General features: G+C 53.9%; 22 protein-coding genes. 12 read left to right on the top strand and 10 right to left on the bottom strand.

The window, feature by feature from the left end:
- The first annotated feature begins 11 nt into the window (after nucleotides 1-11).
- The gene (locus tag DDT52_RS15725; protein ID WP_136157194.1) at nucleotides 12-1,199 is read left to right on the top strand and encodes an aminotransferase-like domain-containing protein; all 1,188 of its coding nucleotides are present in this window, start codon (nucleotides 12-14) and stop codon (nucleotides 1,197-1,199) included.
- A 160-nt stretch (nucleotides 1,200-1,359) separates the two neighbouring features.
- Here the strand turns inward: DDT52_RS15725 and DDT52_RS15720 are convergent, their stop codons facing one another.
- The 5 genes from DDT52_RS15720 to DDT52_RS15700 form a co-directional block, all read right to left on the bottom strand.
- Nucleotides 1,360-2,166: a beta-keto acid cleavage family enzyme gene (locus DDT52_RS15720; protein ID WP_136157193.1), complete on the bottom strand. Its 807-nt coding sequence runs from the start codon at nucleotides 2,164-2,166 to the stop codon at nucleotides 1,360-1,362.
- 88 nt (nucleotides 2,167-2,254) lie between these two features.
- On the bottom strand, nucleotides 2,255-2,917 hold the full coding sequence (locus DDT52_RS15715; RefSeq protein WP_136157192.1) for an aspartate/glutamate racemase family protein: 663 nt from the start codon (nucleotides 2,915-2,917) through the stop codon (nucleotides 2,255-2,257).
- Nucleotides 2,918-2,941: 24 nt separating this feature from the next.
- On the bottom strand, nucleotides 2,942-3,349 hold the full coding sequence (locus DDT52_RS15710; RefSeq protein ID WP_136157191.1) for a GlcG/HbpS family heme-binding protein: 408 nt from the start codon (nucleotides 3,347-3,349) through the stop codon (nucleotides 2,942-2,944).
- A gap of 21 nt (nucleotides 3,350-3,370) precedes the next feature.
- Nucleotides 3,371-5,242: a TRAP transporter large permease gene (locus tag DDT52_RS15705; protein ID WP_136157190.1), complete on the bottom strand. Its 1,872-nt coding sequence runs from the start codon at nucleotides 5,240-5,242 to the stop codon at nucleotides 3,371-3,373.
- Nucleotides 5,243-5,280: 38 nt separating this feature from the next.
- Nucleotides 5,281-6,306: a TRAP transporter substrate-binding protein gene (locus DDT52_RS15700; protein WP_136157189.1), complete on the bottom strand. Its 1,026-nt coding sequence runs from the start codon at nucleotides 6,304-6,306 to the stop codon at nucleotides 5,281-5,283.
- Nucleotides 6,307-6,739: 433 nt separating this feature from the next.
- On the opposite strand from DDT52_RS15700, the gene otnK reads away from it, so the two are divergent.
- From otnK to DDT52_RS15650, 10 genes are all read left to right on the top strand, one after another.
- On the top strand, nucleotides 6,740-8,050 hold the full coding sequence (gene otnK / locus DDT52_RS15695) for a 3-oxo-tetronate kinase (RefSeq protein ID WP_281728911.1): 1,311 nt from the start codon (nucleotides 6,740-6,742) through the stop codon (nucleotides 8,048-8,050).
- Nucleotides 8,047-8,670: a 3-oxo-tetronate 4-phosphate decarboxylase gene (otnC, locus tag DDT52_RS15690; RefSeq protein WP_136157188.1), complete on the top strand. Its 624-nt coding sequence runs from the start codon at nucleotides 8,047-8,049 to the stop codon at nucleotides 8,668-8,670. The genes otnK and otnC overlap by 4 nt, the downstream gene beginning before the upstream one ends.
- A gap of 19 nt (nucleotides 8,671-8,689) precedes the next feature.
- Nucleotides 8,690-9,472, top strand: coding sequence for a 2-oxo-tetronate isomerase (gene otnI / locus DDT52_RS15685; RefSeq protein WP_136157187.1), 783 nt, complete (start codon nucleotides 8,690-8,692; stop codon nucleotides 9,470-9,472).
- A 92-nt stretch (nucleotides 9,473-9,564) separates the two neighbouring features.
- Nucleotides 9,565-10,329, top strand: coding sequence for a DeoR/GlpR family DNA-binding transcription regulator (locus tag DDT52_RS15680; RefSeq protein ID WP_136157186.1), 765 nt, complete (start codon nucleotides 9,565-9,567; stop codon nucleotides 10,327-10,329).
- A gap of 381 nt (nucleotides 10,330-10,710) precedes the next feature.
- Complete coding sequence (ugpB, locus tag DDT52_RS15675; RefSeq protein ID WP_136157185.1) at nucleotides 10,711-12,039, top strand: sn-glycerol-3-phosphate ABC transporter substrate-binding protein UgpB; 1,329 nt, start codon at nucleotides 10,711-10,713, stop codon at nucleotides 12,037-12,039.
- A 71-nt stretch (nucleotides 12,040-12,110) separates the two neighbouring features.
- Nucleotides 12,111-12,998: a sn-glycerol-3-phosphate ABC transporter permease UgpA gene (gene ugpA / locus DDT52_RS15670; protein ID WP_136157184.1), complete on the top strand. Its 888-nt coding sequence runs from the start codon at nucleotides 12,111-12,113 to the stop codon at nucleotides 12,996-12,998.
- On the top strand, nucleotides 12,995-13,840 hold the full coding sequence (gene ugpE / locus DDT52_RS15665; protein WP_136157183.1) for a sn-glycerol-3-phosphate ABC transporter permease UgpE: 846 nt from the start codon (nucleotides 12,995-12,997) through the stop codon (nucleotides 13,838-13,840). Before ugpA ends, ugpE begins: the two co-directional genes overlap by 4 nt.
- Nucleotides 13,841-13,918: 78 nt before the next feature.
- On the top strand, nucleotides 13,919-14,992 hold the full coding sequence (locus DDT52_RS15660; RefSeq protein WP_136157182.1) for a sn-glycerol-3-phosphate import ATP-binding protein UgpC: 1,074 nt from the start codon (nucleotides 13,919-13,921) through the stop codon (nucleotides 14,990-14,992).
- Between the two features lie 5 nt (nucleotides 14,993-14,997).
- A complete protein-coding gene (gene ugpQ, locus DDT52_RS15655) occupies nucleotides 14,998-15,747 on the top strand; it encodes a glycerophosphodiester phosphodiesterase (protein WP_136157181.1) in 750 nt (249 codons plus the stop codon).
- Nucleotides 15,748-15,868: 121 nt separating this feature from the next.
- Nucleotides 15,869-16,825, top strand: a complete 957-nt coding sequence (locus DDT52_RS15650) for an AEC family transporter (RefSeq protein WP_109055247.1) — start codon at nucleotides 15,869-15,871, stop codon at nucleotides 16,823-16,825.
- Nucleotides 16,826-16,834: 9 nt separating this feature from the next.
- Here DDT52_RS15650 and DDT52_RS15645 read toward each other — a convergent pair whose 3' ends face one another.
- Entirely contained in the window at nucleotides 16,835-17,131 is a 297-nt protein-coding gene (locus tag DDT52_RS15645) for a DUF2756 domain-containing protein (RefSeq protein ID WP_136157180.1), read from the bottom strand.
- Between the two features lie 163 nt (nucleotides 17,132-17,294).
- Between DDT52_RS15645 and DDT52_RS15640 the strand changes: the two genes are divergently transcribed.
- Nucleotides 17,295-17,759 (top strand): tRNA (cytidine(34)-2'-O)-methyltransferase, encoded by a 465-nt coding sequence (locus DDT52_RS15640; RefSeq protein ID WP_136157179.1) that lies wholly within the window; start codon nucleotides 17,295-17,297, stop codon nucleotides 17,757-17,759.
- Between the two features lie 47 nt (nucleotides 17,760-17,806).
- Here DDT52_RS15640 and DDT52_RS15635 read toward each other — a convergent pair whose 3' ends face one another.
- The 4 genes from DDT52_RS15635 to DDT52_RS15620 form a co-directional block, all read right to left on the bottom strand.
- The gene (locus tag DDT52_RS15635; RefSeq protein WP_136157178.1) at nucleotides 17,807-18,565 is read right to left on the bottom strand and encodes a DUF3142 domain-containing protein; all 759 of its coding nucleotides are present in this window, start codon (nucleotides 18,563-18,565) and stop codon (nucleotides 17,807-17,809) included.
- On the bottom strand, nucleotides 18,535-20,724 hold the full coding sequence (locus DDT52_RS15630) for a PA5441 family protein (RefSeq protein WP_136157177.1): 2,190 nt from the start codon (nucleotides 20,722-20,724) through the stop codon (nucleotides 18,535-18,537). The genes DDT52_RS15635 and DDT52_RS15630 overlap by 31 nt, the downstream gene beginning before the upstream one ends.
- A 198-nt stretch (nucleotides 20,725-20,922) precedes the next feature.
- Nucleotides 20,923-21,333, bottom strand: coding sequence for an ExbD/TolR family protein (locus DDT52_RS15625; protein ID WP_136157176.1), 411 nt, complete (start codon nucleotides 21,331-21,333; stop codon nucleotides 20,923-20,925).
- Nucleotides 21,334-21,350: 17 nt separating this feature from the next.
- Nucleotides 21,351-22,025 (bottom strand): MotA/TolQ/ExbB proton channel family protein, encoded by a 675-nt coding sequence (locus DDT52_RS15620; RefSeq protein ID WP_136157175.1) that lies wholly within the window; start codon nucleotides 22,023-22,025, stop codon nucleotides 21,351-21,353.
- Nucleotides 22,026-22,044 lie beyond the last annotated feature (19 nt).

The raw sequence follows: 22,044 nt of genomic DNA, 5'->3' as shown, positions 1-22,044 counted from the left end.
TATGAGAAAAGATGGCCAATGAAGGGTTACTGGCGCACCGCATTGCTCAGTTGAAAAGTTCCGCGATTCGCGAACTGCTTAAGCATAGCAAGATGGACAATATTATTTCGCTGGCCGGTGGGATCCCCTCTGAGGCACTGTTTGATTTTGAAGGGTTGAATCAGGCGACGCAGTTAGCCATTACCGAGCAGCCGAAAACGGCTTTCCAGTACGGACTGACGGAAGGCAGCGGCGTGTTGCGCGATCGTATCGCCGATCTGTGTGCGTTACGCGGTGTGAAAACGCAGGCGGAAGATATTGTGGTCACGGCGGGCTCACAGCAGGCGCTGGATTTGATCATACGGGCGATGGTCGACCCGGGCGATGTTTTTGTGGTTGAACGTCCGACCTATCTTGCCGCCCTGCAAACGCTTGAACTGGCCCAGACGCAGGTGATGTCCGTTGCGTCCGACGAGCACGGCATGGTCGTGGATGAGCTGGAAGCGCTGCTGCAAAAACAGCGCATCAAAGGCGTGTACATTGTCCCGAACTTTGGTAACCCCAGCGGCGCCACGCTGAGTTATGAACGCCGTAAACAGTTAATTGCACTGGCTGAGCGCTACGGTTTCGTCATCATTGAAGATGATCCCTACGGCGAGTTGCGTTTTACCGAAGAGCGGCATCCGACGTTGTTCCAACTGGCGCAGGAAGAGCTGGGCAGCACGGAACATGTGCTTTACACCTCGACGTTTTCAAAGATTCTGGCGCCGGGATTGCGTCTGGGCTGGGCGATCCTGCCGCACTGGTTGCTGCATAAGGTCGCGATTATCAAACAGGCGGCGGATTTACATGCCAGCGCATTGTCACAAACCGTGGCAGAGTACTATCTGGGGTTGGGGCGTCTGGACGCGCAGATCGAGAAAATTCGTTACGCCTACAAGCACAAAAGCGAGCTGTTGGCGCAGCTGGTGGAACAGGAGTTGGGCAATGTTATTGTCTTTAACCAGCCGAAAGGCGGCATGTTCCTGTGGGCGAAATTCCGTTATGAATTCAATACCACTGACTGGCTGAAGCAGACGCTCAATCAGGGCGTGGTGTTTGTTCCCGGTGAATTTTTCTTCTCTGATTGCCCTGACTACTCGACGCTGCGTTTTTCCTTTGCGACCGCCACGGATGAGCAGATGCACGAGGCGGTTGCCCGCTTGCGCCGCGCGCTGTAGTTGGCATTTTGCCGGGACGAAGACCGACCGGCCCGGCAAAATGTTGGGTATCCCATCGATATTAAAACCAGACGTCTCCCGTACTCTGATGCCGCGCCATCCGGCATTTCCCTTTGAATCAGATCGTCGATGGCTTCTGAGAACGGCGGGACATTAGAGATTACAACGGTTTTAAACCAAACATCTGCCTGGCTTCTGCCGGGCTGGCAACCTCGAAACCGATACTTTTAATGATGGCGCTCATTCGCTCAATCAATACGGCATTGTGTTCGACTTTCTCCTGCCGTGAAAGGTACTGACTGTCTTCAAAGCCGACCCTTACCATACAGGCCCCCAGGCCGAGTGCGGCGGCCAGAATGGAAAAATCATCCCGGCGGCCATAGTGGGTAATGCTCCACAAGGCGCCACGCGGGATATATTGACTAAACAGCGCCAGAGTCGAGGGCGTTGCCGGGCAGCCGCCTTGATGGCCCAACACCATGGCGTAGATGACCGGTTGAGGCAGCGGCATCTGCTGTGCGATGAGTTGCATATTATGAATCATGCCCAGTTCAAAGACTTCGATTTCAGGCACGATCCCCGTCTGGAAACAGCGCTGTGTAACATACTTGATTTCCGGCATGGGGTTACGGTAAACAAGGTCGCCCAGGTTTACCGAACCTGCATTCAGGGACGACATTTCAACCAGCGGACAATCCAGCGGAGAACAACGTTCTTCAATGGTCATATCAGATACGCCGCCGGTAGAACCCTGAATAATCATGTCGGTATGTTGGCGGATCAACTGAATGGTTTGCTGGAACTGGCTGGGATCGCGGGTTAAGCGGCCATCGCGTTCCCGTACGTGAAGGTGCACCATCGCTGCTCCCGCATGATAAGATTCGATCGCCTCTCTGGCGACATCTTCCGGGTTGGCTGATGTCGTATCTCCGGCTACGGGGGCAACGGAAATAACAATTTTTCTCATAATAGCCTCTGAAATGGTTACGCATCATGTGCGTATGCTTATTTCTTGATGACGATTGGACTAGCCGACGCCCTTCGACATTGCCGCATCAGTTCATCTCATCAAGGCGTTGCTTTAACAACCGAATGCCGCGTTCCGGCGACGTGAGTACGGGTACCGGCAAATCGCCCAGCGTTGTCAGCACGCGCGACATGGAGGCCTGTGCCAGAACGATGGCGTCACAATTTTTACTCAGCGCATCGCGAATGCCTGCGGCGACAATGGCATCGTGCTTGTCCAACTCCCCGGCTAAAAACGCGGTAAAGGCTTCCGACATCAATAACGAATGGATTGCAGGCTGTTTACCGCGCTCCGCGGCCTTGCGCTGGATCAGATCTAATGTCGGCGCCAGCGTGGTGCCCACCGTGGCCAGGACGGCAATGTTGTTATAGCGGTCAACGGATTCGACGGCCATGGCCTCATCAATGCGCATGACGGGAATTGGGCTGACAAACTGGCATTGCTCAACGCTGCCGCCGATGGAAGAGCAGGCGGTAAAGAAAATATCGCATTCGGCAAGGTTGGCGCATTCAACATAAGCGGCGATACGTGCGTTGATGGCTGGCGTGACGCCATGATGAGCCATGACGTCGGCAATCATTGAATCTTCTACGATGTGCATGATGGCGACGTCCGGCATGATTTTTTTTGCCAGCTCATCCACCATGGCTAATGTGCCTTTGCTGGTATGAAAAACGGCAGCTTTTTTCATGATGATTTTCTCCGTGAATCGGTATCAGGATGAGAGCGAATCAACGATAGATTCGGCGGCTTCAACGTCTTCGGTAATGCTGATGCCGCCGACCGCGACGGCGCCAATAACGGTGTTCCCGCGAATTACCGGGATACCGCCGGGCAGCGGCGAGAAGCCGTCATCCGCAAAATAGGACAACTCAAGTTGTTCTTTCTGTAGTCGTGCGAGCAACGCCGCCGTCGGTATTCCAAACTGGGCTGCGGTGTAGGCTTTACGCTGAGTTAACGTCACCGTGAATGCCTTGGTGCCGTCCATCCGCGCAAAGGCCAGCAACGTACCGCTGCGATCGCAAACGGCAACCGTTAAGGGACGGCCGTTATAGCGATTTTCAGCAAGCTCCAGCGCATGGTTGACTGCCCGATGAGCTTCTTCAAATGTCAGATTTTCCATATGTTGCCTCAGAGAATTCGGTTATAGGAATCCAATTGAAATCCAAGGGAAGAGGGCCACGATGATAAGCCCGACGGTCGCCGCGCCGAGATAAGCCCAGATATATGGGAGCGGCTCGTTCGGATCGGTTTTGCTCACGGCGCAGCAGCCGTAATAGCCGACGCCGAACGGCGGGGCGAATAGACCAATCCCCATGGCAAGGACGACGACCATGGCGTAATGGACTTCATGTACGCCAAGGTCGCGGGCGATGGGGAATAACAAGGGGCCAAACAATACAATTGACGGGATACCTTCCAGCACGCTGCCTAAAATGATGAATGCAACGACCGATATCGCAACGAACGTCAAGCCACCGCCTAATGACGCCATCAGCGTGGCGAGATCCTTCGAGAAACCCGATTGCGTCAATCCCCAGGCCATTGCGGTTGCCGTACCGATGATGAAAATGATTGCGCCTGACAGTGAGGCGGTATCAATTAACATCGACCAGGCTCTTTTGATATCGAAATGGCGGTAATACACCACGCCGACAAACGCCGTATACGCCACACCGATGGTGGATACTTCGGTTGCGGTGGCGACACCTTCAATAACGGCGGCGCGAATGATAAACGGCAGGATGAGCGCGGGTAATGCAATGAGGAACAGTTTCCCTATCTCTTTCTTGTTGTAGCGTTTGACCAGGCTGAGATCTTCTTTCCTGTTACGCCAGCCAATCACCAGACACAGCATGACGCCGAGTACCGCCGACGGCAGTAATCCGCCGATAAAGAGCGCGGCAATCGAAACGCCGGTAACGGAGCCGATGGTGATCAAGACGATACTCGGCGGGACGGTTTCCGTTTGTGCGCCGGTCACCGACAGTAATGCGACCAGATCGCCGCGTTTAGCGCCGCGGGACGTCATTTCAGGGAGCAATACCGGCGCGATAGCCGCCTGATCCGCCGTTTTTGATCCCGAGATACCGGAAACCAGATACATTGCCCCCACGAGGACATAAGATAACCCTCCGCGTACGTGCCCAAGCAGGCTGGCAAGACATTGCACCATGGCCTTGGCCATGCCGGTCATCTCGATCAGGCCGCCCAGAAAAACGAAAAGAGGAACGGCGAGCAACATCATATGCGACATGCCTTCCTCCAGACGTCCCACCATCGTTGGCATTGGCGTCCGTGTGGTGAGGGCCAGATAACCGAAGGTGGCCAGTGCGAATGAAAACGCGATAGGAACGCCGGAGAGAACGCCAATCGCAACGATCACCACAAAGAAGAGGATCAGGTTCAGCTTACCTAACGGCATCAGGATAGAGCCTGATGCCGAGAACACGACTACCGCCACCGCCACAATGAAAAGCCCAAGGAAGGTTGCTTTTGTTCTTGGCGCAGAAAGCAGAATGCGCAACAACATGGTTATCAGCATTAATGTAATGCCAACGGGGATCGACGCCGCACGCCAGAAAACGCTGATTTCCAGCGCGGGGGTAATGACGATGATTTCCTCAAACGCATATTCCCAGGCCGGCTCAATAATCAGAATCAGGAAAGCCAGTGAGACCCCCATGGCCAGCGCTTCGACGAAAGCGCGTTTTTCCTTGGAAAGGTGCGATACCAGGGCTGTCATACGCATATGTTGACCCCGCCGCAGGGCGATCACTGCGCCCAGCATCGTCAGCCAGACGAAGCCGATGGTCGCCACTTCGTCTGACCAGACGAGCGGGGCATGGAAAACGTAGCGGGAGATCACGCCGGACAGCAACACGATAATTTCTGACAGAACGAGGAGTCCTGCCAGAACCTCTATTCCGCGTCCCATATAGTCGTAAAAACGCTCCAGACTATTGGCGATCTTTCCTGGCGGTAAAAGGGGTTGAACTTGATGTGAAACTTCCATTCGACTTACCCTTGTGAATTTTTTATAAACCTGAAAATTCAGGACAATTTGCCAACTGCGTTTTCCAGCAATGCCCATGCCTCATCGCCGAATTTCTTGTGCCAGGTCGCGTAATAACCGCTTTCCTTGAGTTTTTGGCGAAAGCTTTCCGGAACGGTATTGTTAAATGCCAGACCGGTATTTTTAAGGTCATCGACCAGCACCGTGTTCAACCGATTGATTTCCGCGCGCTGATTCTGCGCGCCTTCTTTAAACGCGGTTGAGACAATTTCCTGAAGATCGGGAGGAAGGCTTTCCCAGGATTTTTTATTCATGATGCACCAGTAGCCATCCCAGATATGGTTGGTTAATGAGCAGTATTTCTGAACTTCATACAGTTTGCCGGTTTTCAGTACGACCAGGGGGTTTTCCTGAGCGTCAATGACCTTGGTTTGCAGGGAGGAATAGACTTCGGAATATTGCATTCCGACTGGCGCGGCCCCCATGCCTTTAAACATGTCGACGATAATCGGGCTGACCGGTACGCGGATTTTGAGCCCCTGCATATCGGCAACGCTGTTAATGGGGCCGGTGTTGCTGGTCATCTGCCGAAAGCCGTTATCCCACATGTTGTCCATGGCATGCAGCCCAACGCGTTCGAACCCTTTACGCACCAGCTCGCCTAAAGGGCCGTCCATGGTTTCCCAGACCTGGTCATAGTCAGCGAAGGCAAACCCCACGGCATTGATCGCCGCCACCGGCACAAGGGTGGCGATCACCAGCGAGGAAGGGTTAAACATATCAATGCCGCCACGCCGGACTTGCGCGAGCATGTCCGTATCGCCCCCTAGCTGGTTGTTGGGAAAGACATCAATGACAACACGTCCCTGAGTCCGTTCTTTGATGGCGTCTGCGGTTTTTTGCGTCCAGATACTGAAGGGGTGTTCTTGCTGTAGATTGGTGCCGTATTTAAAGTGAAATTCAGGCTGCGCCGCTTTGGCGATGAAAGGAAATCCCATGATTGCTGCGGCTGGTGCGGCGACAGCGGCCGCTTTCAGAAATGTGCGTCGTGTGATATTCGACATGATACCCTCTCTAAATATTTCCTGTTGAGTACAGAGAATGTTGACCGGGAGGAACAACTGGATCTGCCGGTTTTCTTTTTTGTTTAAGCGTAAAATTTCTTGTTGTTTTTTGTGAAACTGTTTTTAGACCGAGGTCTGTTAGTTTTCCATGATTAAGTTTTTTATTAATTGTTTTATAAAACATATAATTATATTTTAACCCCGCGACGGCTATATCGGGGGCATCCCTGGTGTTGAATGCATCGTCAGTATGAAACAATCACAGTAAACTACAATAACGGAACATCCATTCTGTGACTTTTGTATAATTTTTGCCTGAAAATAAAAAAAAATCACAAAAATGGACCTTATATATAATATTGTGACATCGATTTAATATTTTTTCACATCAGGACGTGATAATGATGCTCTCCCCTCTGTGACGGATAGGGTTATGTCTATGTCAAACAACCATGAACGGATTAAGCGTGAAATCCCCAGAATCGGCGTTATTGCCGATGATTTTACCGGCGGGACCGACATCGCCAGTTTTCTGGTAAAGGGCGGATGTTCTGCGATTCAAGTGAGCGATGTTGGTGAACAAAAAATAACAACTGACGTGGATGCGATGGTTGTCAGCCTGAAAAGTCGTTCGTGCCCTGCCGATGAGGCCGTTGAAATGAGCCTGTCGGCGTTGCGTTGGCTGCAACAACAGGGATGTGAACGTATTTATTTCAAATATTGTTCAACGTTTGACAGCAGTCCGGCAGGCAATATCGGGCCGGTCACCGATAGCCTGCTCGCCGCGATGGGGGAACGTATGACGTTGCTGTGTCCGGCGCTGCCGGTCAACGGACGAACGGTCTATTCTGGCTATCTGTTTGTGAATGGCGTGCCTTTGAATGAATCCGGAATGCGAAACCATCCGGTGACGCCGATGCGGGATGCCTGCATCATGCGGCTGATGGAGGCTCAGGCGACAGGCCGGGTTGCCAATATTCCTTTTTCGGTGATTGAAAAAGGGGCGCTGGCGGTAGAAAACGCGCTCATGCGGTTGCAACAAGAAGGCTATCGCTATGTCGTACCGGATGCCCTGTCGTCGGCGCATCTCGAGACCATCGCTCAGGCCAGCGCCGGATTACGGCTGATTACAGGGGGCTCGGGGCTGGCTGAACATATTGCCGCTATGTTGACGCAGGGCGGAGCAAAGGACCCGGTGCAGGCCAGTTTGACGGGAATGCCCGCCAAAGGGGGGAAAACAGCCATTCTGTCAGGGTCATGTTCAGTCATGACCAACGCGCAGGTGGCGGCTTATTCCGCCAGGGCGCCGGCCTTACCCGTTGATGTGGTGCGTTGTATGGACGACCCCAGCGGTTATGTCGATGACGTGGCATCGTGGGTCTGTCGGCAGGACGCGGAATGGGCGCCGATCGTTTATTCCACCGTGGGGGCTGAACTGGGTTCGGTTCAGACCCGCTATGGCGCACAGGCCGCGAGCGCCGCTATCGAGTCTTTTTTTGCCCAGCTTGCCGTGCGTCTTAAACAGGCGGGGATTAACCACTTTATTGTTGCGGGCGGAGAAACGTCTGGCGCCGTTATGCAACAGCTCCAGGTGAATGCGATGTATATCGGTCCACAGATTGCGCCTGGCGTTCCGTGGGTCCGCTCGGCCAACGACAACCTCTTTTTCGCGCTGAAATCGGGCAACTTCGGCGATGAACAATTCTTTTTTACCGCACAGAATTTTTATAAGGATAACAAATAATGGAAAGCAAACTGCGTAAACAGATGGTTTCCTGCGGAAAGTCGTACTACCTGCGCGGTTATTCTGTCGGGTCTGCCGGAAATATGTCCGTCAGACTACCGGATGGACATATTCTGGCGACCCCCACGAATTCATGTCTTGGCTATTTGGATGAAGATCGTCTGGCAAAAGTGACCATGCAGGGTGAGCAAATTGATGGCGACAAGATGTCCAAGGAAATTGCCTTTCATTTGGCTATTTATCGGCAACGTCCTGAATGTAACGCTATCGTGCACTTGCATTCGACCTATCTTACCGCGCTGTCTTGTTGTGCGGATATCGATCCCGACAACATCATCAAACCGTTCACGCCTTATTATGTGATGAAAATAGGCAAGATGCCGTTGCTTCCTTATTTTAAACCGGGAAGCGCGATGATTGCGCAGACGCTATCGCAGCGGGCGCACGAAGCGAATGCTTTCTTGTTGGCGAACCACGGGCCCGTGGTTCTGGGAACGTCGCTGACAGAAGCCGTGAATGCGATGGATGAACTGGAAGAAACGGCAAAGCTGATGTTCTTACTGAAAAATGCGAATGTGCGTTATCTTTCCGACGCCGAGATTGATGAACTTCGTTCATAGCTTTGAAAAAGGGAACGTTATGCCTGGATTTGCTGCGAATCTTTCCATGCTGTTTACCGAAGTGCCTTTTCTCGCACGTTTTGAAGCGGCGGCGAAAGCGGGGTTTCATGCGGTAGAGTTTTTATTTCCCTATCATTACAACGTTGATGATATTCGACAGGAACTGCATCGTAATCATCTACAATTGGCGTTGTTTAACGTCAGCCCGGGAGACTATGCCAACGGTGAACGCGGGTTGGCGGTCTTGCCCGGAAGAGAAAAGGCGTTTGAAAACGCGGTCCGCCAGGCGTTGTACTATGCACAACGCCTGGAATGTAAGAAGTTGCATGTCATGTCGGGGATAACGCCGGCTTCGCTGTCTCTGGATGAGGCTACCGCGTTGTGGCTATCGAACATGCGGTTGGCCGCCGACATGATGGCGGAACAGGATACGATGTTGCTCTGTGAAGCGCTCAACCCGCGTGATGTTCCCGGCTATTTTCTGCATGATCAATATCAGACCGATGGTCTGGTCAGGATGATTGGCCGCCCTAATGCGCGCTTACAGTTGGATTTATACCATGCGCAGATTGCTCAGGGAGACTTGAGCATACTGATACGCTCGCTGGCTCAGCGAATCGGTCATGTGCAAATCGCCTCTGTGCCCGATCGGCATGAGCCTGATCAGGGGGAAATCAACTATGCATATATTTTCAATGAGTTGAAGAAAGCGGGCTATGAGGATTGGATCGGTTGTGAGTACCATCCCAGATCGGGAACGCAAGCGGGGTTGTCCTGGCGGAAACTGTTTGACGAGCAGTGAGAGGAATTGAAAAATACGGCGGAGCCATAGACGTTCCCCCCTCAGGCGTTTATTGGCGTTAACCTTGCGAAAAAACAATGAAAAGGCGAGAGATGATCCCGGCAAAAAGACAGCAGTTGATACTCACGTCACTGGTTGAACGTGAATTGATATCCATAGCGGAATTGACGGAGCTGTTGGGTGTTTCTCACATGACGGTGCGCAGAGACATCCAAAAGCTGGAGCAGGAAGGTCGTGTGCTTTCTGTTTCTGGCGGGGTTCAACTGTCGGAGAAAATTACTTCCGAACCTTCTCATCTCACCAAAAGAACGTTGCAATTCGCGGAGAAAACCGCCATTGCCAACGAGGCCGCACAATATGTGCAGCCGGGGATGTCCATTTATCTGGATGCCGGGACGACATCCCTCGCGTTAGCCAAGGCACTGGAAGCGGTAACGGACTTGCTTATTGTCAGCAACGATTTGGCCGTTATCGATTATCTGGTCGAGCACTCCGAGTGTAAGCTCTATCATACCGGCGGATTGGTGTTGAGAGAAAACCGTTCCTGCGTTGGGGACAGCTCCACGCAATTTCTTCGTAATTTGAATGTGGATATCAGTTTTATTTCGTCATCATCGTGGAATGCGCGCTGGATTTCGACGCCGACGGAGGCCAAGGTTGCCATCAAGAAAGCCGCAGTCGCCGCGGCCAATAAACGAATATTGATCTGTGACTCAAGCAAATACGGCAAAGTCGGTACCTTTAACGCGGTGTCATTGGAGGATATGGACGTTGTCATCACCGATGATAAATTGCCTGAAAATGCGAAGAGCGCTTTGCTGCAAACCGGGGTACATCTGATCGTGGCAACAAGTTAGGCGCGCGTCGGCAATCGATCCTGTCTGCCGCAGGGAAGCGCTACGTGCTGTTATTTCGCAAGGGGGAGAAATGCTTCCTCCATTATTCTCTTTATTACCACGCCCGCGCTATTGTGATTGATTAAGATAGCTGTTGCCTGACATCCGGGAAATCGGGCTAATCAATGACATCAAGCCGGGGATATCCCGCCTGTCATCCCTCCGTCATATCTCAGTTATTTTTCTGTCATACGCACATGTCATGTTACCTCCGCATAAAAAACACAGGGAGTGTTTTTCAACGTCGCTTGGCGACGGCCCGAAGGGGGGCGGGCAGGGATAGCCCGCCATAAAAAAGCGCCTCTCTGATGCAGGCGCACCTATCTATTGCAGGAGACAGGCATGTTTAATCCTAACATCCGTAAAGCGACAGCGTGTGTGGTATTGGCGTTGGCTTGCAGCGCAAATGCGCAGGCGGCTACCGAAATTCCTTTCTGGCACTCAATGGAAGGCGAACTCGGGACAGAGGTCAATTCTCTGGTTGATCGTTTTAATCAGTCTCACAGTGATGTGAAAATTGTCCCGGTCTATAAAGGCAACTACGAACAGAATCTGGCCGCAGGGATCGCCGCTTATCGTGCCGGAAACGCCCCCGCAATTTTGCAGGTTTATGAAGTCGGTACGGCCACTATGATGGCCAGTAAGGCGATCAAACCGGTGTATGAAGTATTTAACGATGCCGGTATCAATTTCGATGAGTCGGTTTTTGTGCCGACCGTTTCCGGTTATTACACCGATGCGAAAAGCGGTCATCTGCTGTCGCAGCCGTTCAACAGCTCGACTCCCGTGCTGTACTACAACAAAGATGCCTTTAAAAACGCGGGATTGGATCCGGAACAACCGCCAAAAACCTGGCAGCAAATGGCCGAGTATACCGCGAAGTTACGTGCATCAGGCATGAAATGCGGCTATGCCAGCGGCTGGCAGGGCTGGATTCAGATTGAAAACTTCAGTGCCTGGCATGGTTTGCCGGTCGCCAGTAAAAATAACGGCTTCGACGGCTTCGACGGCGTCGATGCGGTACTGGAATTCAATCAACCTACCCAGGTCAAGCATATCCAACTGTTGCAGGACATGAACAAGAAAGGGGATTTCACCTATTTTGGTCGTAAGGATGAACCGACCGAGAAGTTCTACAACGGCGAATGTGCCATGACTACCGCGTCGTCCGGTTCACTGGCGAATATCCGCCAGAATGCCAAATTCAACTACGGCGTGGGCATGATGCCGTATGACGCCGATGTGCAAGGCGCGCCTCAGAACGCCATCATCGGCGGCGCCAGCCTGTGGGTGATGAACGGCAAAGACGCCGCGACCTATAAAGGCGTAGCCGAGTTTATGCAGTTCCTGGCGCAACCGGAAAACGCCGCCGAATGGCATCAGAAAACCGGTTATCTGCCGATCACCAAAGCCGCGTATGAGTTAACCCAGCAGCAGGGCTTCTATGAGAAGAATCCGGGGGCGGATATCGCCACGCGTCAGATGTTGAACAAGCCGCCGTTGGCGTTCACCAAAGGTTTGCGTCTGGGCAACATGCCGCAGATTCGTACCGTGGTGGATGAAGAGCTGGAGAGCGTCTGGACGGGCAAGAAAACCCCGCAGCAGGCGTTGGATAGCGCGGTAGAACGTGGTAATGCCCTGTTGCGTCGCTTCGAGCAATCAACGAAATAACCATGTAATCAATGTCATATGGAGCCGAATGGCATCGGCTCCTTTCTTTTTTTGATAGCAAGAGTTATCGCATGACATCGTCCCGCCCCGTGTTTGGCCGCAGTTGGCTCCCTTATATACTGGTCTTGCCCCAGTTGCTGATCACCGTCATTTTTTTCATCTGGCCTGCGGGTCAGGCGCTCTGGTATTCGGTGCAAAACCTCGATCCGTTTGGCTTGTCCAGCGAATTCGTGGGTATGGAAAACTTCCGGCAATTGTTCAGCGACGGCTACTATCTGGATTCATTTTACACCACGCTGATCTTCAGTTTTCTGGTGGCGGGTTTCGGCCTGCTGATTTCGTTATTTCTGGCCGCGCTGGTGGACTATGTCATCCGGTGCAGCCGCCTGTATCAGACGTTGATTATCCTGCCCTATGCGGTCGCGCCGGCGGTCGCCGCCGTGCTGTGGATGTTTCTGTTCAACCCCGGGCTGGGGCTGATTACGCATTTTCTGGGGCTGTTGGGCTACTCGTGGAACCACGCGCAGAACAGCGGACAGGCGATGTTTCTGGTGGTGCTGGCCTCGATTTGGAAACAGATTAGCTATAACTTTCTGTTTTTCCTTGCGGCCTTGCAATCCATTCCCCGCTCGCTGACCGAGGCGGCGGCGATCGATGGCGCCGGCCCCGTGCGCCGGTTCTTCAATCTGGTGCTGCCGCTGATTTCGCCAGTGAGCTTTTTCCTGCTGGTGGTTAACCTGGTTTATGCCTTCTTCGATACCTTCCCGATTATTGATGCCGCCACCGCGGGCGGACCGGTGCAATCAACGACCACGCTGATCTACAAAATTTACCGGGAAGGTTTTGCCGGTCTGGATCTGTCCAGTTCGGCGGCGCAGTCGGTGGTGCTGATGCTGTTGGTCATCGGGCTGACGGTGATCCAGTTCCGCTTTGTTGAACGGAAGGTGAACTACCAATGATTGAGAATCGCCGAGGATTGGATATTTTCAGTCACCTGATGCTGATCATCGGGATTGCTGCGGTGCTGTTTCCACTCTATGTCGCCATTGTGGCGGCGACGCTGGATAACAAAGAGGTATTTCAGGCCCCGATGTCGCTGATCCCGGGGACACACCTGTGGGAGAACCTGAGTGGTATCTGGTTACACGGCGCAGGCAATAACAGGACGCCTTTTGGACTGATGCTGCTGAACAGCTTTGTCATGGCGCTGGCGATTACGCTGGGCAAGATCACCGTATCGATTTTATCTGCCTATGCCATTGTCTATTTTCGTTTTCCGCTGCGCAGTCTGTTTTTCTGGATGATTTTCCTGACGCTGATGCTGCCGGTGGAAGTGCGTATCTTCCCCACGGTTGAAGTGATCGCCAGGCTGGACATGATGGATAGCTATGCCGGGCTGACGCTGCCGCTGATGGCTTCGGCCACGGCGACGTTTCTGTTCCGGCAATTCTTTATGACCCTGCCGGTTGAGCTGCTGGAAGCGGCGCGCATTGATGGCGCGAGTCCGATGCGTTTCTTTTTCGACATGGTGCTGCCGCTGTCGAAAACCAATCTGGCGGCGCTGTTTGTCATTACGTTCATCTATGGCTGGAACCAGTATCTGTGGCCGTTGCTGATTATCAGCGATGCCAATCTGGGTACGGCGGTGGCGGGGATCAAAAGCATGATTTCTTCCGGCGATGGCGCGACACAGTGGAATCAGGTGATGGCCGCGATGCTGCTCACCATGCTGCCGCCGCTGCTGGTCGTACTGTTGATGCAGCGCTGGTTTGTGCGTGGTCTGGTGGATAGCGAGAAATAATATGTGATGGCGGGCATTCCGCCCGCCGCGCTTCGGGCCGTCGCAAGCGACGTTGAAAAACACACGGGGTGTTTTTTTATGGCATGTTTAAAACTTCAGGCCGTCACCAAATCCTATGACGGCAAAACGCAGATTATTCACCCCATCGATCTGGATGTCGCCGACGGTGAATTTGTCGTGATGGTCGGGCCATCGGGATGTGGAAAATCGACATTGCTGCGCATGGTGGCGGGGTTGGAACGCACCACCAGCGGGGATATCTATATTGGCGACCAGCGCGTCACCGAGCTGGAACCCAAAGATCGCGGCATTGCGATGGTATTCCAGAACTATGCGCTGTATCCCCACATGAACGTGTATGACAATATGGCCTATGGGCTGAAAATTCGTGGTTTTGGTAAAGTACAGATTCGTCAGCGAGTGGAAGAAGCGGCGCGTATCCTGGAACTGATGCCGCTGTTGCAGCGCAAACCGCGCGAGCTTTCCGGCGGGCAGCGTCAGCGAGTGGCCATGGGCCGCGCGATTGTGCGCGAACCGGCGGTATTTTTGTTTGATGAGCCGCTGTCGAATCTGGATGCCAAGCTGCGGGTGCAGATGCGGCTGGAGTTACAGCAACTGCATCAGCGACTGAAAACCACCAGCCTGTATGTGACGCACGATCAGGTGGAAGCCATGACGCTGGCGCAGCGTGTGATCGTGATGAATAAGGGGATTGCCGAGCAGATTGGCGCGCCGTCGGAGATTTATCGCCGTCCGGCATCGCTGTTTGTGGCCAGTTTTATCGGTTCACCGGCCATGAATTTATGGTCCGGGCGAATCAGCGATGACGGTTGCCGCTTCGAGATTGGCGATGATATCGCACTGGCGCTGCCGACGGCGAAACCACAATGGCGCGGACGTGAATTGACGCTTGGGGTAAGACCGGAGCATATTCAACTGGCAACGCGCGAGACGGGGGGGATTCCGTTGCAGGTTTCCACGCTGGAACTGCTGGGCGCCGACAATTTGGCGCATGGCCGGTGGGGCGGACAGAATGTGATCGCACGTTTGTCTTATGAACATTGCCCGACGATTGGATCGACGCTCTGGCTGCATTTGCCTGAGCAGTCATGGCATTTGTTTGATTCGCAAAACGGATTACGGATGGAATAAAAATAATGGCAACTATCTGGCCTTACCCGGCAATTGTCGCCCATCGCGGCGGTGGTTCATTGGCGCCGGAAAATACGCTGGCGGCCATTGATGTGGGCGCGAGTCTGGGTCACAAAATGATCGAGTTCGATGCCAAGCTATCGCAGGATGGTCAGATCTTTTTATTGCATGATGACACATTGGAGCGAACCAGTAACGGCTGGGGTATCGCGGGGGAACTCCCGTGGGACAAGCTGGTCGAGCTGGATGCCGGCGGCTGGTACGGCAAACAATTCGCGGGTGAACGACTGCCATTGCTGTCAGAGGTGGCAAAACGCTGTGCGCAGCATGGCATGGCGGCCAACATTGAAATCAAGCCAACCACCGGTCAGGAGCCGGAAACCGGCCGTGTTGTCGCGCAAGCGGCGCGTCAGCTGTGGGCCGATCATCCTATCGCGCCATTGCTGTCGTCATTCTCTATTGATGCGCTGGCTGCCGCGCAACGCGCGGTGCCGGAATTGCCCCGCGGCCTGCTGCTGGATGAATGGCATGATGACTGGCAAAACCTGACCCAGCGTCTGGCCTGCGTGTCCCTGCATATGAATCATGAGCTGCTGACAGCGGAACGCGTGGCCTTGATCAAGGCGGCTGGCCTGCGAATTTTGGTCTATACCGTCAACCAACCTGAACGAGCGCAAACTTTACTGGATTGGGGCGTTGACTGTATCTGCACTGACCGGATAGATTTAATCGGGGCGGGTTTTGCTACCGGCTGAAATTTGCCTGTTTTATACCGAATAGCTTTCTCCGTGCGGGATGTGAACGCGCCTGCGGCGTGAAAGATGATGGGTATATCTGCTTTCCTCCATGTGTGCCGGTAATTAAGGAAGTGGCTCGATGCCCGCATTTGTTATTTCTCTCTGGCACCAGATTTTTCTGTCTTTACCGCTGTTTGTGCTGATCGCGCTGGGCTACTGCCTGATCCGTTATGGCAAGTGGCCGACCACCATTACCGATGGCATGAGCCGCTTTGTCTTCTCCGTGGCGATGCCCGCCATGTTATTCCGCCTGATGTGTGATTTTTCCAAGCGCCCGGTGGTGGATGCCCGGCTGTTGATTGCTTTTTTCGGCAGTTGTCTGGTGGTTTTTGTGCTGGGCCGCGTTGTGGCGCGCAGAATCTTTCATCTCGACGGCGTATCCGGCTCCATTTTTGCGCTGAGCGGCATCTTCTCCAACAATGTCATGCTGGGGCTGCCGATCGCTACGCTGATGCTGGGGGAAGAGGCGATACCGTCCGTCGCGCTGGTGGTGGTGTTTAACGGCCTGATCCTGTGGACGCTGGTGACGGTGTCGGTGGAGTGGGCGCGCAACGGGGCGCTATCGCTACAGGGATTTACCAAAACCGCGCTGGGCGTGCTGAAAAACCCGCTGATTATCGGCATCCTGTCCGGGACGGCCTTCAGCCTGACCGGGCTGTCGCTCCCTTCCTACGTCGATCAGCCGCTCAGCATGCTGGGACAGGTTGCGGTGCCGCTGTCGCTGATCGCCTTGGGGATGGGGCTGGCCGAATATCAGATCCGCGATGGCTGGCAGATCAGCAGCGTGATTTGCGTCATCAAACTGCTGGTGCAGCCGTTGGTGATCTGGGGCATTGCGATCGCCCTCGGCCTGCCGGAAATGGAGACGCGGGCAGTGGTGTTGCTGGGGTCGATGGCGGTCGGCGTGAACGTTTATCTGATGTCGCGCCAGTTCAGCGTACTGGGGGGACCGGTGGCCTCCAGCCTGCTGATGTCAACGGCATTGGCCGCGCTGACCACGCCGTTGATACTGACCCTGATGGGGGTGCGGTTGTAAATCGCCGCGTCAGGGCGTTTGCTTGATTGGCGGCGGTGGCGTGGTTTGCTGCGCCCGTTGCCGATCCTGCTGTAACTGCTGCTGCCGTTGTTGCTGTAGCTGAGAATTGCGCTGCTGCAACTGCTGATTCAGCCGCTGCTGCTGCAATTGCTGGCTCTGCTGCATATTCTGCTGTAACTGCTGCTGGCTGCTGATGCCATTTTCAAATTGCTGCTGTGCCGAGGGGATTTTCGCCGTGTTGGCCAGGGTAGTCAGCGGCAGGCTAAACAAGGCGCACAAGGATAGAGATATCAGTCGGATTTTCATTATTGCCTTACCTGCATTAATCATCGTGTTACTAACAGTGTAATCGCTGAGGGCGAAAACGTCGTGCAGAGTAATCCGTATTCGTCGTCCGTTCAGGTTTTGGGTCGCTCTGTGGGAATGATATATACTGCCGTTGAATTTTTCTTTGCGAATGAAGTTATCCATGTTTCATATTGCGCTCTATGAGCCACAAATCGCCCCGAATACCGGAAACATTATCCGTCTGGCCGCCAACAACGGTTGTCGCCTCCACCTGATTGAACCGCTGGGCTTCGATTTTGAAGAGAAGAAGCTGCGCCGGGCAGGGCTGGACTATCATGATCTGGCTAGCGTCAGCCGCCACAAGAACTATCAGGATTTCCTGGCGGCGGTGCCCGGCAAACGTATTTTCGCCTGTACCACCAAAGGCAGCCGTCCATACGATCGGCCCGCTTATCAGCCGGGAGATGTGCTGCTGTTTGGATCGGAAACGGCGGGGTTGCCCGATGCGATCCGTGACGGTTTCCCGCCTGATTTTCGTATTCGTATCCCGATGCAGCCAGATAGCCGCAGTCTGAATCTCTCTAATGCCGTGGCGATTATCAGCTATGAAGCCTGGCGGCAGAATGGTTTTGGCGGGCGCACCTGACGGACAGGGCCGTTCCGCTCTGGCGTTCCCCAACCAATGAAGAGGAATTATCGGTTAGGGGGCGGTTTTCTTGGCGGATTGACCAGAAAAACGACTTCGCCGCGGTAATAGGGCGAGATCGCCAGACGCTGTTGCCACTGTTTGTCCCACTGGCCATGCTGCACCAGTCCCAGACGAAAAGGAATGGTCAGCTTCAGCAGGGCAGGAAGATAGTCGGCATAATTGGTAATCGTACCGTACCCTTGATAGGTCTGAACCACCAGTTCATCTACGCTATCATGCAGGCGGTTAAGTTCTGCTACATCGCCCGTTTTTGACCAGTCGAGCAAACCCGTAATGCTGAGTTGACAATCCGCGGGCAGCCTGTTGCGCAGTTGCTGCAAAAACGCCACATATCCCGCCAGTTGATAACTTTTCGCGTCAAAATCGAGTTGAATTCCTTTAATCTGATTACCGTGGCTGCGCCAATTCTCCTGTAGTTTCAGGATACGGTTGAGATGTTTATCTGAGAGTTCCAGCGTGGTCATCCGGTAAGAGAGCCAGACGTTGGCAACGCGGAGTTTGCTGGGGGGAATTCCCTGACGCAGGAAGACCACTTTTCCCTGCCGGCGGGCGATTTCCCCCTGATGAAGATAAAGCGTCCGCGTCTGATGCAGTACCGGCTGTGGCCGGACGGCCGCCCATAGCCAAAAATCCTGATAGTGCGCCGCGTTGACGGTAAGCGCATTTACCCCGGGGCTGAATGACAGCACCCAGGCCAGCATGAATGTCTGTGTTACCAGTAATATTTGAGCTGGCTTGCCCACACGCTGCCTTTAAATTCGGTTTTCAGCCGGCTAAACCAGGCTTTGCGGGTCGCTTTGCTGATGTCCTGTTGACCGCAATCGTTATAGCCGCTGGGCGCATAACAATAAACCGCGCGGTAAAGGGCATAGCTTTTGTCTTCCGCTGGCGCTTGCGGATCGGCAATCACCCGCATATAACCATCCAGCCGGTTATATTCGGTCCCTTTGAACTGTGTCGGTGAGTGGGTCAGCCCGTCCAGCATGTTGCTTTCGCCCCAGTCGAATCCGACGCTGTTGCCGGTACGCAGGAAAAACTCGCCGAGGCAGTTAATCGCACGGGCATCATTCGGTCGCTGGTTCAGCGTATTCACCACGGTAGCCAGCGTCGGGCACTGATACCCTTCCTCGGTATCGCTGCCATCCCAGTCAAATACCGTCAGATCGTCCTGATCCCAGCTCATATTTTCAGAGCTGGTCAACGGGGCGATCTCCTTTCTGAGTTCGCTGTCTTGCAGATAATTGGCGTAATCACCGTGAGTGAGTGACTTGGTCAGGAGGGTATGCAGGGCGATAGCCCGTTCTTCATGTGTTTGTTGCGAACCGGTTTGCTGACGCAATAAATCGGCACTGGCGCTGACCTTGAGGACCGCCGAACGGAAACGCAGGTTTTTAACCGGGCTATCGGTTGCAAAAATCCGCTCCGGATGACCCGCTTTCACCAGTGTTTCGGCCAGAGCCAGTTGCAGAAATTGCTGCTGGGTATAGTTTGTGTTCAATGTCAGCAGATGACGCCAGTGGGCTTCTGCTTCATCCCGGCGCGACAGTTGCTGGAGCGCCTGACCGCGTAATATTTGCAGACTAAAGCGCGTGGTATCTGTCAGATCGTGCTCGCTGGCAGCAGGGATGAGATTGACCACGGCGGCATAATCTTTCAGGCGATAGAACTGCCAGACTGCCTGTAGATAGCGAAACTCATTTTGCATACCGGCGTTATCAAACAGGGCCTGCTGGGCAGACAACGCTTCTGCGGATAATGCCGGCAGGTTCGTCCAGCCGTTATCGGCACGCAGACGTTTAAGATCCTGCACCAACATCAACATCGGGCTTTCCGTCGAGGTGGTGAATGCGCCGTTTTCCAACAGCTTATTGTCAATTTCGTCGCTTAATGCCTGTAAGCCTGCGGCATTCTCCGTTTTTTCCAGTGCCTGCTGATAGGTTTTCGGCAACGCGTTCAAATCGCCGATGATCCAGTAAGCCCGACGATAAAGCCCTTGCGCCGAATCGGCGTACCTGCCCTGCGGGTATTGCTTCAGATAGTCGTCAATGCGTTGTATCGCCGCCAAAGCGGCAGGCTTATCGGCCTTACCGGCATCGAACATATTGTATTCGTCCAGCGCGTGTTGCATCGACTGGTTGATTTTCACGCGTATCAACATATAACGCGATGTTTCAGCAACCCATGGCTGCGCGGTTTGCGCCAGTGACTGAAAACCTTGTTCCGCCCGATCAAATTCGCCTTGATAAAAAGTCTGCGCATTAACCAGATAATGTTTCAGCGATCCGGCATGGCCTTCATCCGGCACGCTGACGAGCTCAGTGGATAAATCGGATGCCGTATAATCGGACGACAGCATATTCATACGCGCTTGCGCCAGCGGGGTGCGCTGATCATCCGTTATCTGTTGATCTGCCAGCAGCACGTCAAAGAACGCCTCGACGGTGGAAACATCGTTCGATATCTGTCGTCCTTCACCCTCGCCGGAAGTCAGAGCAATCAGTTTTTCCTGTGCGGCTGGCGACAGGTGAAGACGCTGGGCTTTTTGTTGCAATGGGCCGATGTCCGCCGCGGATATGACGGTCTCTGCCGGCGTGATGGGCGCTATGGCGGGTTGGCTGGGACCTTCGGTTGCCGCCAATCCCATCACGCGGTAGGCCGTGAAGGGATCAATGCGCGTATGGGCTTGATCGGGCAGCGGTTGGGGCAACGGTAGCTCGATATGGCTGCGACTGCTCTGCAAGAGCATCAGATTGGTTCGGGTGTCATTATCTGGCAACAGGTAAGGAAACGCAGGTATCCCGCACTCGGCATCGGAAAAACCACAAATACCGTCGCTGGAACTGAAAGCGTGGCTGCTAAACAGAAGCATGGGCACGCCAGCCAGTAATATCATGTTTTTCATCGTCAAATCCCTGCCTTATCAAGCGCCGCATTTGTTGCCAGAGAACAATCGTTCCCAACCATAAGGTTAGAAAATGGCATCAACTTTACGCAAGGATGACGAAAATACCAACCGTTAACGGGTGGAAGGTCGGGAAGCGGCAACAATTCCGTTCCCTGTTTCAGCGGAAGGTCTTCCTCTGGAACGGCGTAGCGTCCGTCAACGAGCAGTGATGACCGCCACTTTGCTGATGCCGGCACGTTCCACGCTTACCAGCGATTTCGCCACCACGCCGTAATTAACCGCTTCGCTGGCCCGTAGCTGTACCTGTAGGCCGGCATCCGCTTCCCTGGCCGAGATCAGGCGTGCTTCAAGCCGTTCTGGTGGTATGTTTTCTTCACCGACGAAGAGATCGCCGCGATCGTTGATGCTGATTACCAGCGGTTTTTCCGCCTCTGGCGACGCGGTGGCGGCGGTCTTTGGTAGATTGATGGGGATGGAATTGGTCAGCAGCGGCGCGGTGACGATAAAAATCACCAGCAGCACCAGCATGACGTCTACCAGGGGTGTGACGTTGATTTCGCTGTGTATCTCATGGTGGCTATGTTGAGAGGCGGAAGTAAAAGCCATGATGATATTCCCGGTTATTAAGCATTGAGTGAGTCAGTGGCGAGTCGGAAGCCATTTTTCTGCACAATGCCGTAAAGGTCGTGTGCAAAATCATCCAGCTCCGCCAGAGTTCTCTTTAAACGGCGCAGAAAGTAGTTGTGCGCCAGCACCGCCGGGATGGCTACGGCAATGCCTACGCCGGTGGCGAGCAGGGCGGAGCCTACGGGCCCCGCTACGACGTCCAGGCTGGCGCTGCCTGAGGCGCTGATACTTTGCAGGGCATCCATGATCCCCCATACCGTGCCGAACAGTCCGACAAACGGGGAAATGGAGCCGATGGATGCGACGAGCGCCAGACCGGACTCCAGCACCCGGCTTTCCCGCTGGATTTGATGGCGCAGCGCGCGCTCGAAGCGATCCTGATAGTCAATCTCCTGGGCCAGACCCTGACTGGTCGCATGATCAATATGAATTGAGGCGATGCCTGCTTTGGCGATATTGGCGATAGGGCCGATATAATGAGCGCTGGCGGTGATGGCGCCACGCAGCGTATTGGCGGACCAGAAGGTTTTCAGAAAGCGGTGGTTGCGCTGCTCCAGACGGTAAAATAGCACCACTTTGAGGATGACCAGCGACCAGGTGATGATCGAAAACGCGATTAGCAGCCATATCGCTAATGTTTCGACGGAAAATGAAGAGGTTGCGAAAATCATAGTCTGCTCCGTTGGTTGA

It is taken from the genome of Brenneria roseae subsp. roseae, from assembly GCF_003115845.1.
Lineage (GTDB): Bacteria > Pseudomonadota > Gammaproteobacteria > Enterobacterales > Enterobacteriaceae > Brenneria > Brenneria roseae.
The sequence above is the reverse complement of the archived record's forward strand: the minus strand, read 5'-3'. Positions and strand labels throughout refer to the sequence as shown.

What these genes read in the sequence shown, in the direction of transcription:
- DDT52_RS15725 (WP_136157194.1), top strand. Translation starts at nt 12, where the DNA reads ATGGCCAATGAAGGGTTACTGGCGCACCGCATTGCTCAGTTGAAAAGT.
- DDT52_RS15720 (WP_136157193.1), bottom strand. Translation starts at nt 2,166, where the DNA reads ATGAGAAAAATTGTTATTTCCGTTGCCCCCGTAGCCGGAGATACGACA.
- DDT52_RS15715 (WP_136157192.1), bottom strand. Translation starts at nt 2,917, where the DNA reads ATGAAAAAAGCTGCCGTTTTTCATACCAGCAAAGGCACATTAGCCATG.
- DDT52_RS15710 (WP_136157191.1), bottom strand. Translation starts at nt 3,349, where the DNA reads ATGGAAAATCTGACATTTGAAGAAGCTCATCGGGCAGTCAACCATGCG.
- DDT52_RS15705 (WP_136157190.1), bottom strand. Translation starts at nt 5,242, where the DNA reads ATGGAAGTTTCACATCAAGTTCAACCCCTTTTACCGCCAGGAAAGATC.
- DDT52_RS15700 (WP_136157189.1), bottom strand. Translation starts at nt 6,306, where the DNA reads ATGTCGAATATCACACGACGCACATTTCTGAAAGCGGCCGCTGTCGCC.
- otnK (WP_281728911.1), top strand. Translation starts at nt 6,740, where the DNA reads ATGTCTATGTCAAACAACCATGAACGGATTAAGCGTGAAATCCCCAGA.
- otnI (WP_136157187.1), top strand. Translation starts at nt 8,690, where the DNA reads ATGCCTGGATTTGCTGCGAATCTTTCCATGCTGTTTACCGAAGTGCCT.
- DDT52_RS15680 (WP_136157186.1), top strand. Translation starts at nt 9,565, where the DNA reads ATGATCCCGGCAAAAAGACAGCAGTTGATACTCACGTCACTGGTTGAA.
- ugpB (WP_136157185.1), top strand. Translation starts at nt 10,711, where the DNA reads ATGTTTAATCCTAACATCCGTAAAGCGACAGCGTGTGTGGTATTGGCG.
- ugpA (WP_136157184.1), top strand. Translation starts at nt 12,111, where the DNA reads ATGACATCGTCCCGCCCCGTGTTTGGCCGCAGTTGGCTCCCTTATATA.
- ugpE (WP_136157183.1), top strand. Translation starts at nt 12,995, where the DNA reads ATGATTGAGAATCGCCGAGGATTGGATATTTTCAGTCACCTGATGCTG.
- DDT52_RS15660 (WP_136157182.1), top strand. Translation starts at nt 13,919, where the DNA reads ATGGCATGTTTAAAACTTCAGGCCGTCACCAAATCCTATGACGGCAAA.
- ugpQ (WP_136157181.1), top strand. Translation starts at nt 14,998, where the DNA reads ATGGCAACTATCTGGCCTTACCCGGCAATTGTCGCCCATCGCGGCGGT.
- DDT52_RS15650 (WP_109055247.1), top strand. Translation starts at nt 15,869, where the DNA reads ATGCCCGCATTTGTTATTTCTCTCTGGCACCAGATTTTTCTGTCTTTA.
- DDT52_RS15645 (WP_136157180.1), bottom strand. Translation starts at nt 17,131, where the DNA reads ATGAAAATCCGACTGATATCTCTATCCTTGTGCGCCTTGTTTAGCCTG.
- DDT52_RS15640 (WP_136157179.1), top strand. Translation starts at nt 17,295, where the DNA reads ATGTTTCATATTGCGCTCTATGAGCCACAAATCGCCCCGAATACCGGA.
- DDT52_RS15630 (WP_136157177.1), bottom strand. Translation starts at nt 20,724, where the DNA reads ATGAAAAACATGATATTACTGGCTGGCGTGCCCATGCTTCTGTTTAGC.
- DDT52_RS15625 (WP_136157176.1), bottom strand. Translation starts at nt 21,333, where the DNA reads ATGGCTTTTACTTCCGCCTCTCAACATAGCCACCATGAGATACACAGC.
- DDT52_RS15620 (WP_136157175.1), bottom strand. Translation starts at nt 22,025, where the DNA reads ATGATTTTCGCAACCTCTTCATTTTCCGTCGAAACATTAGCGATATGG.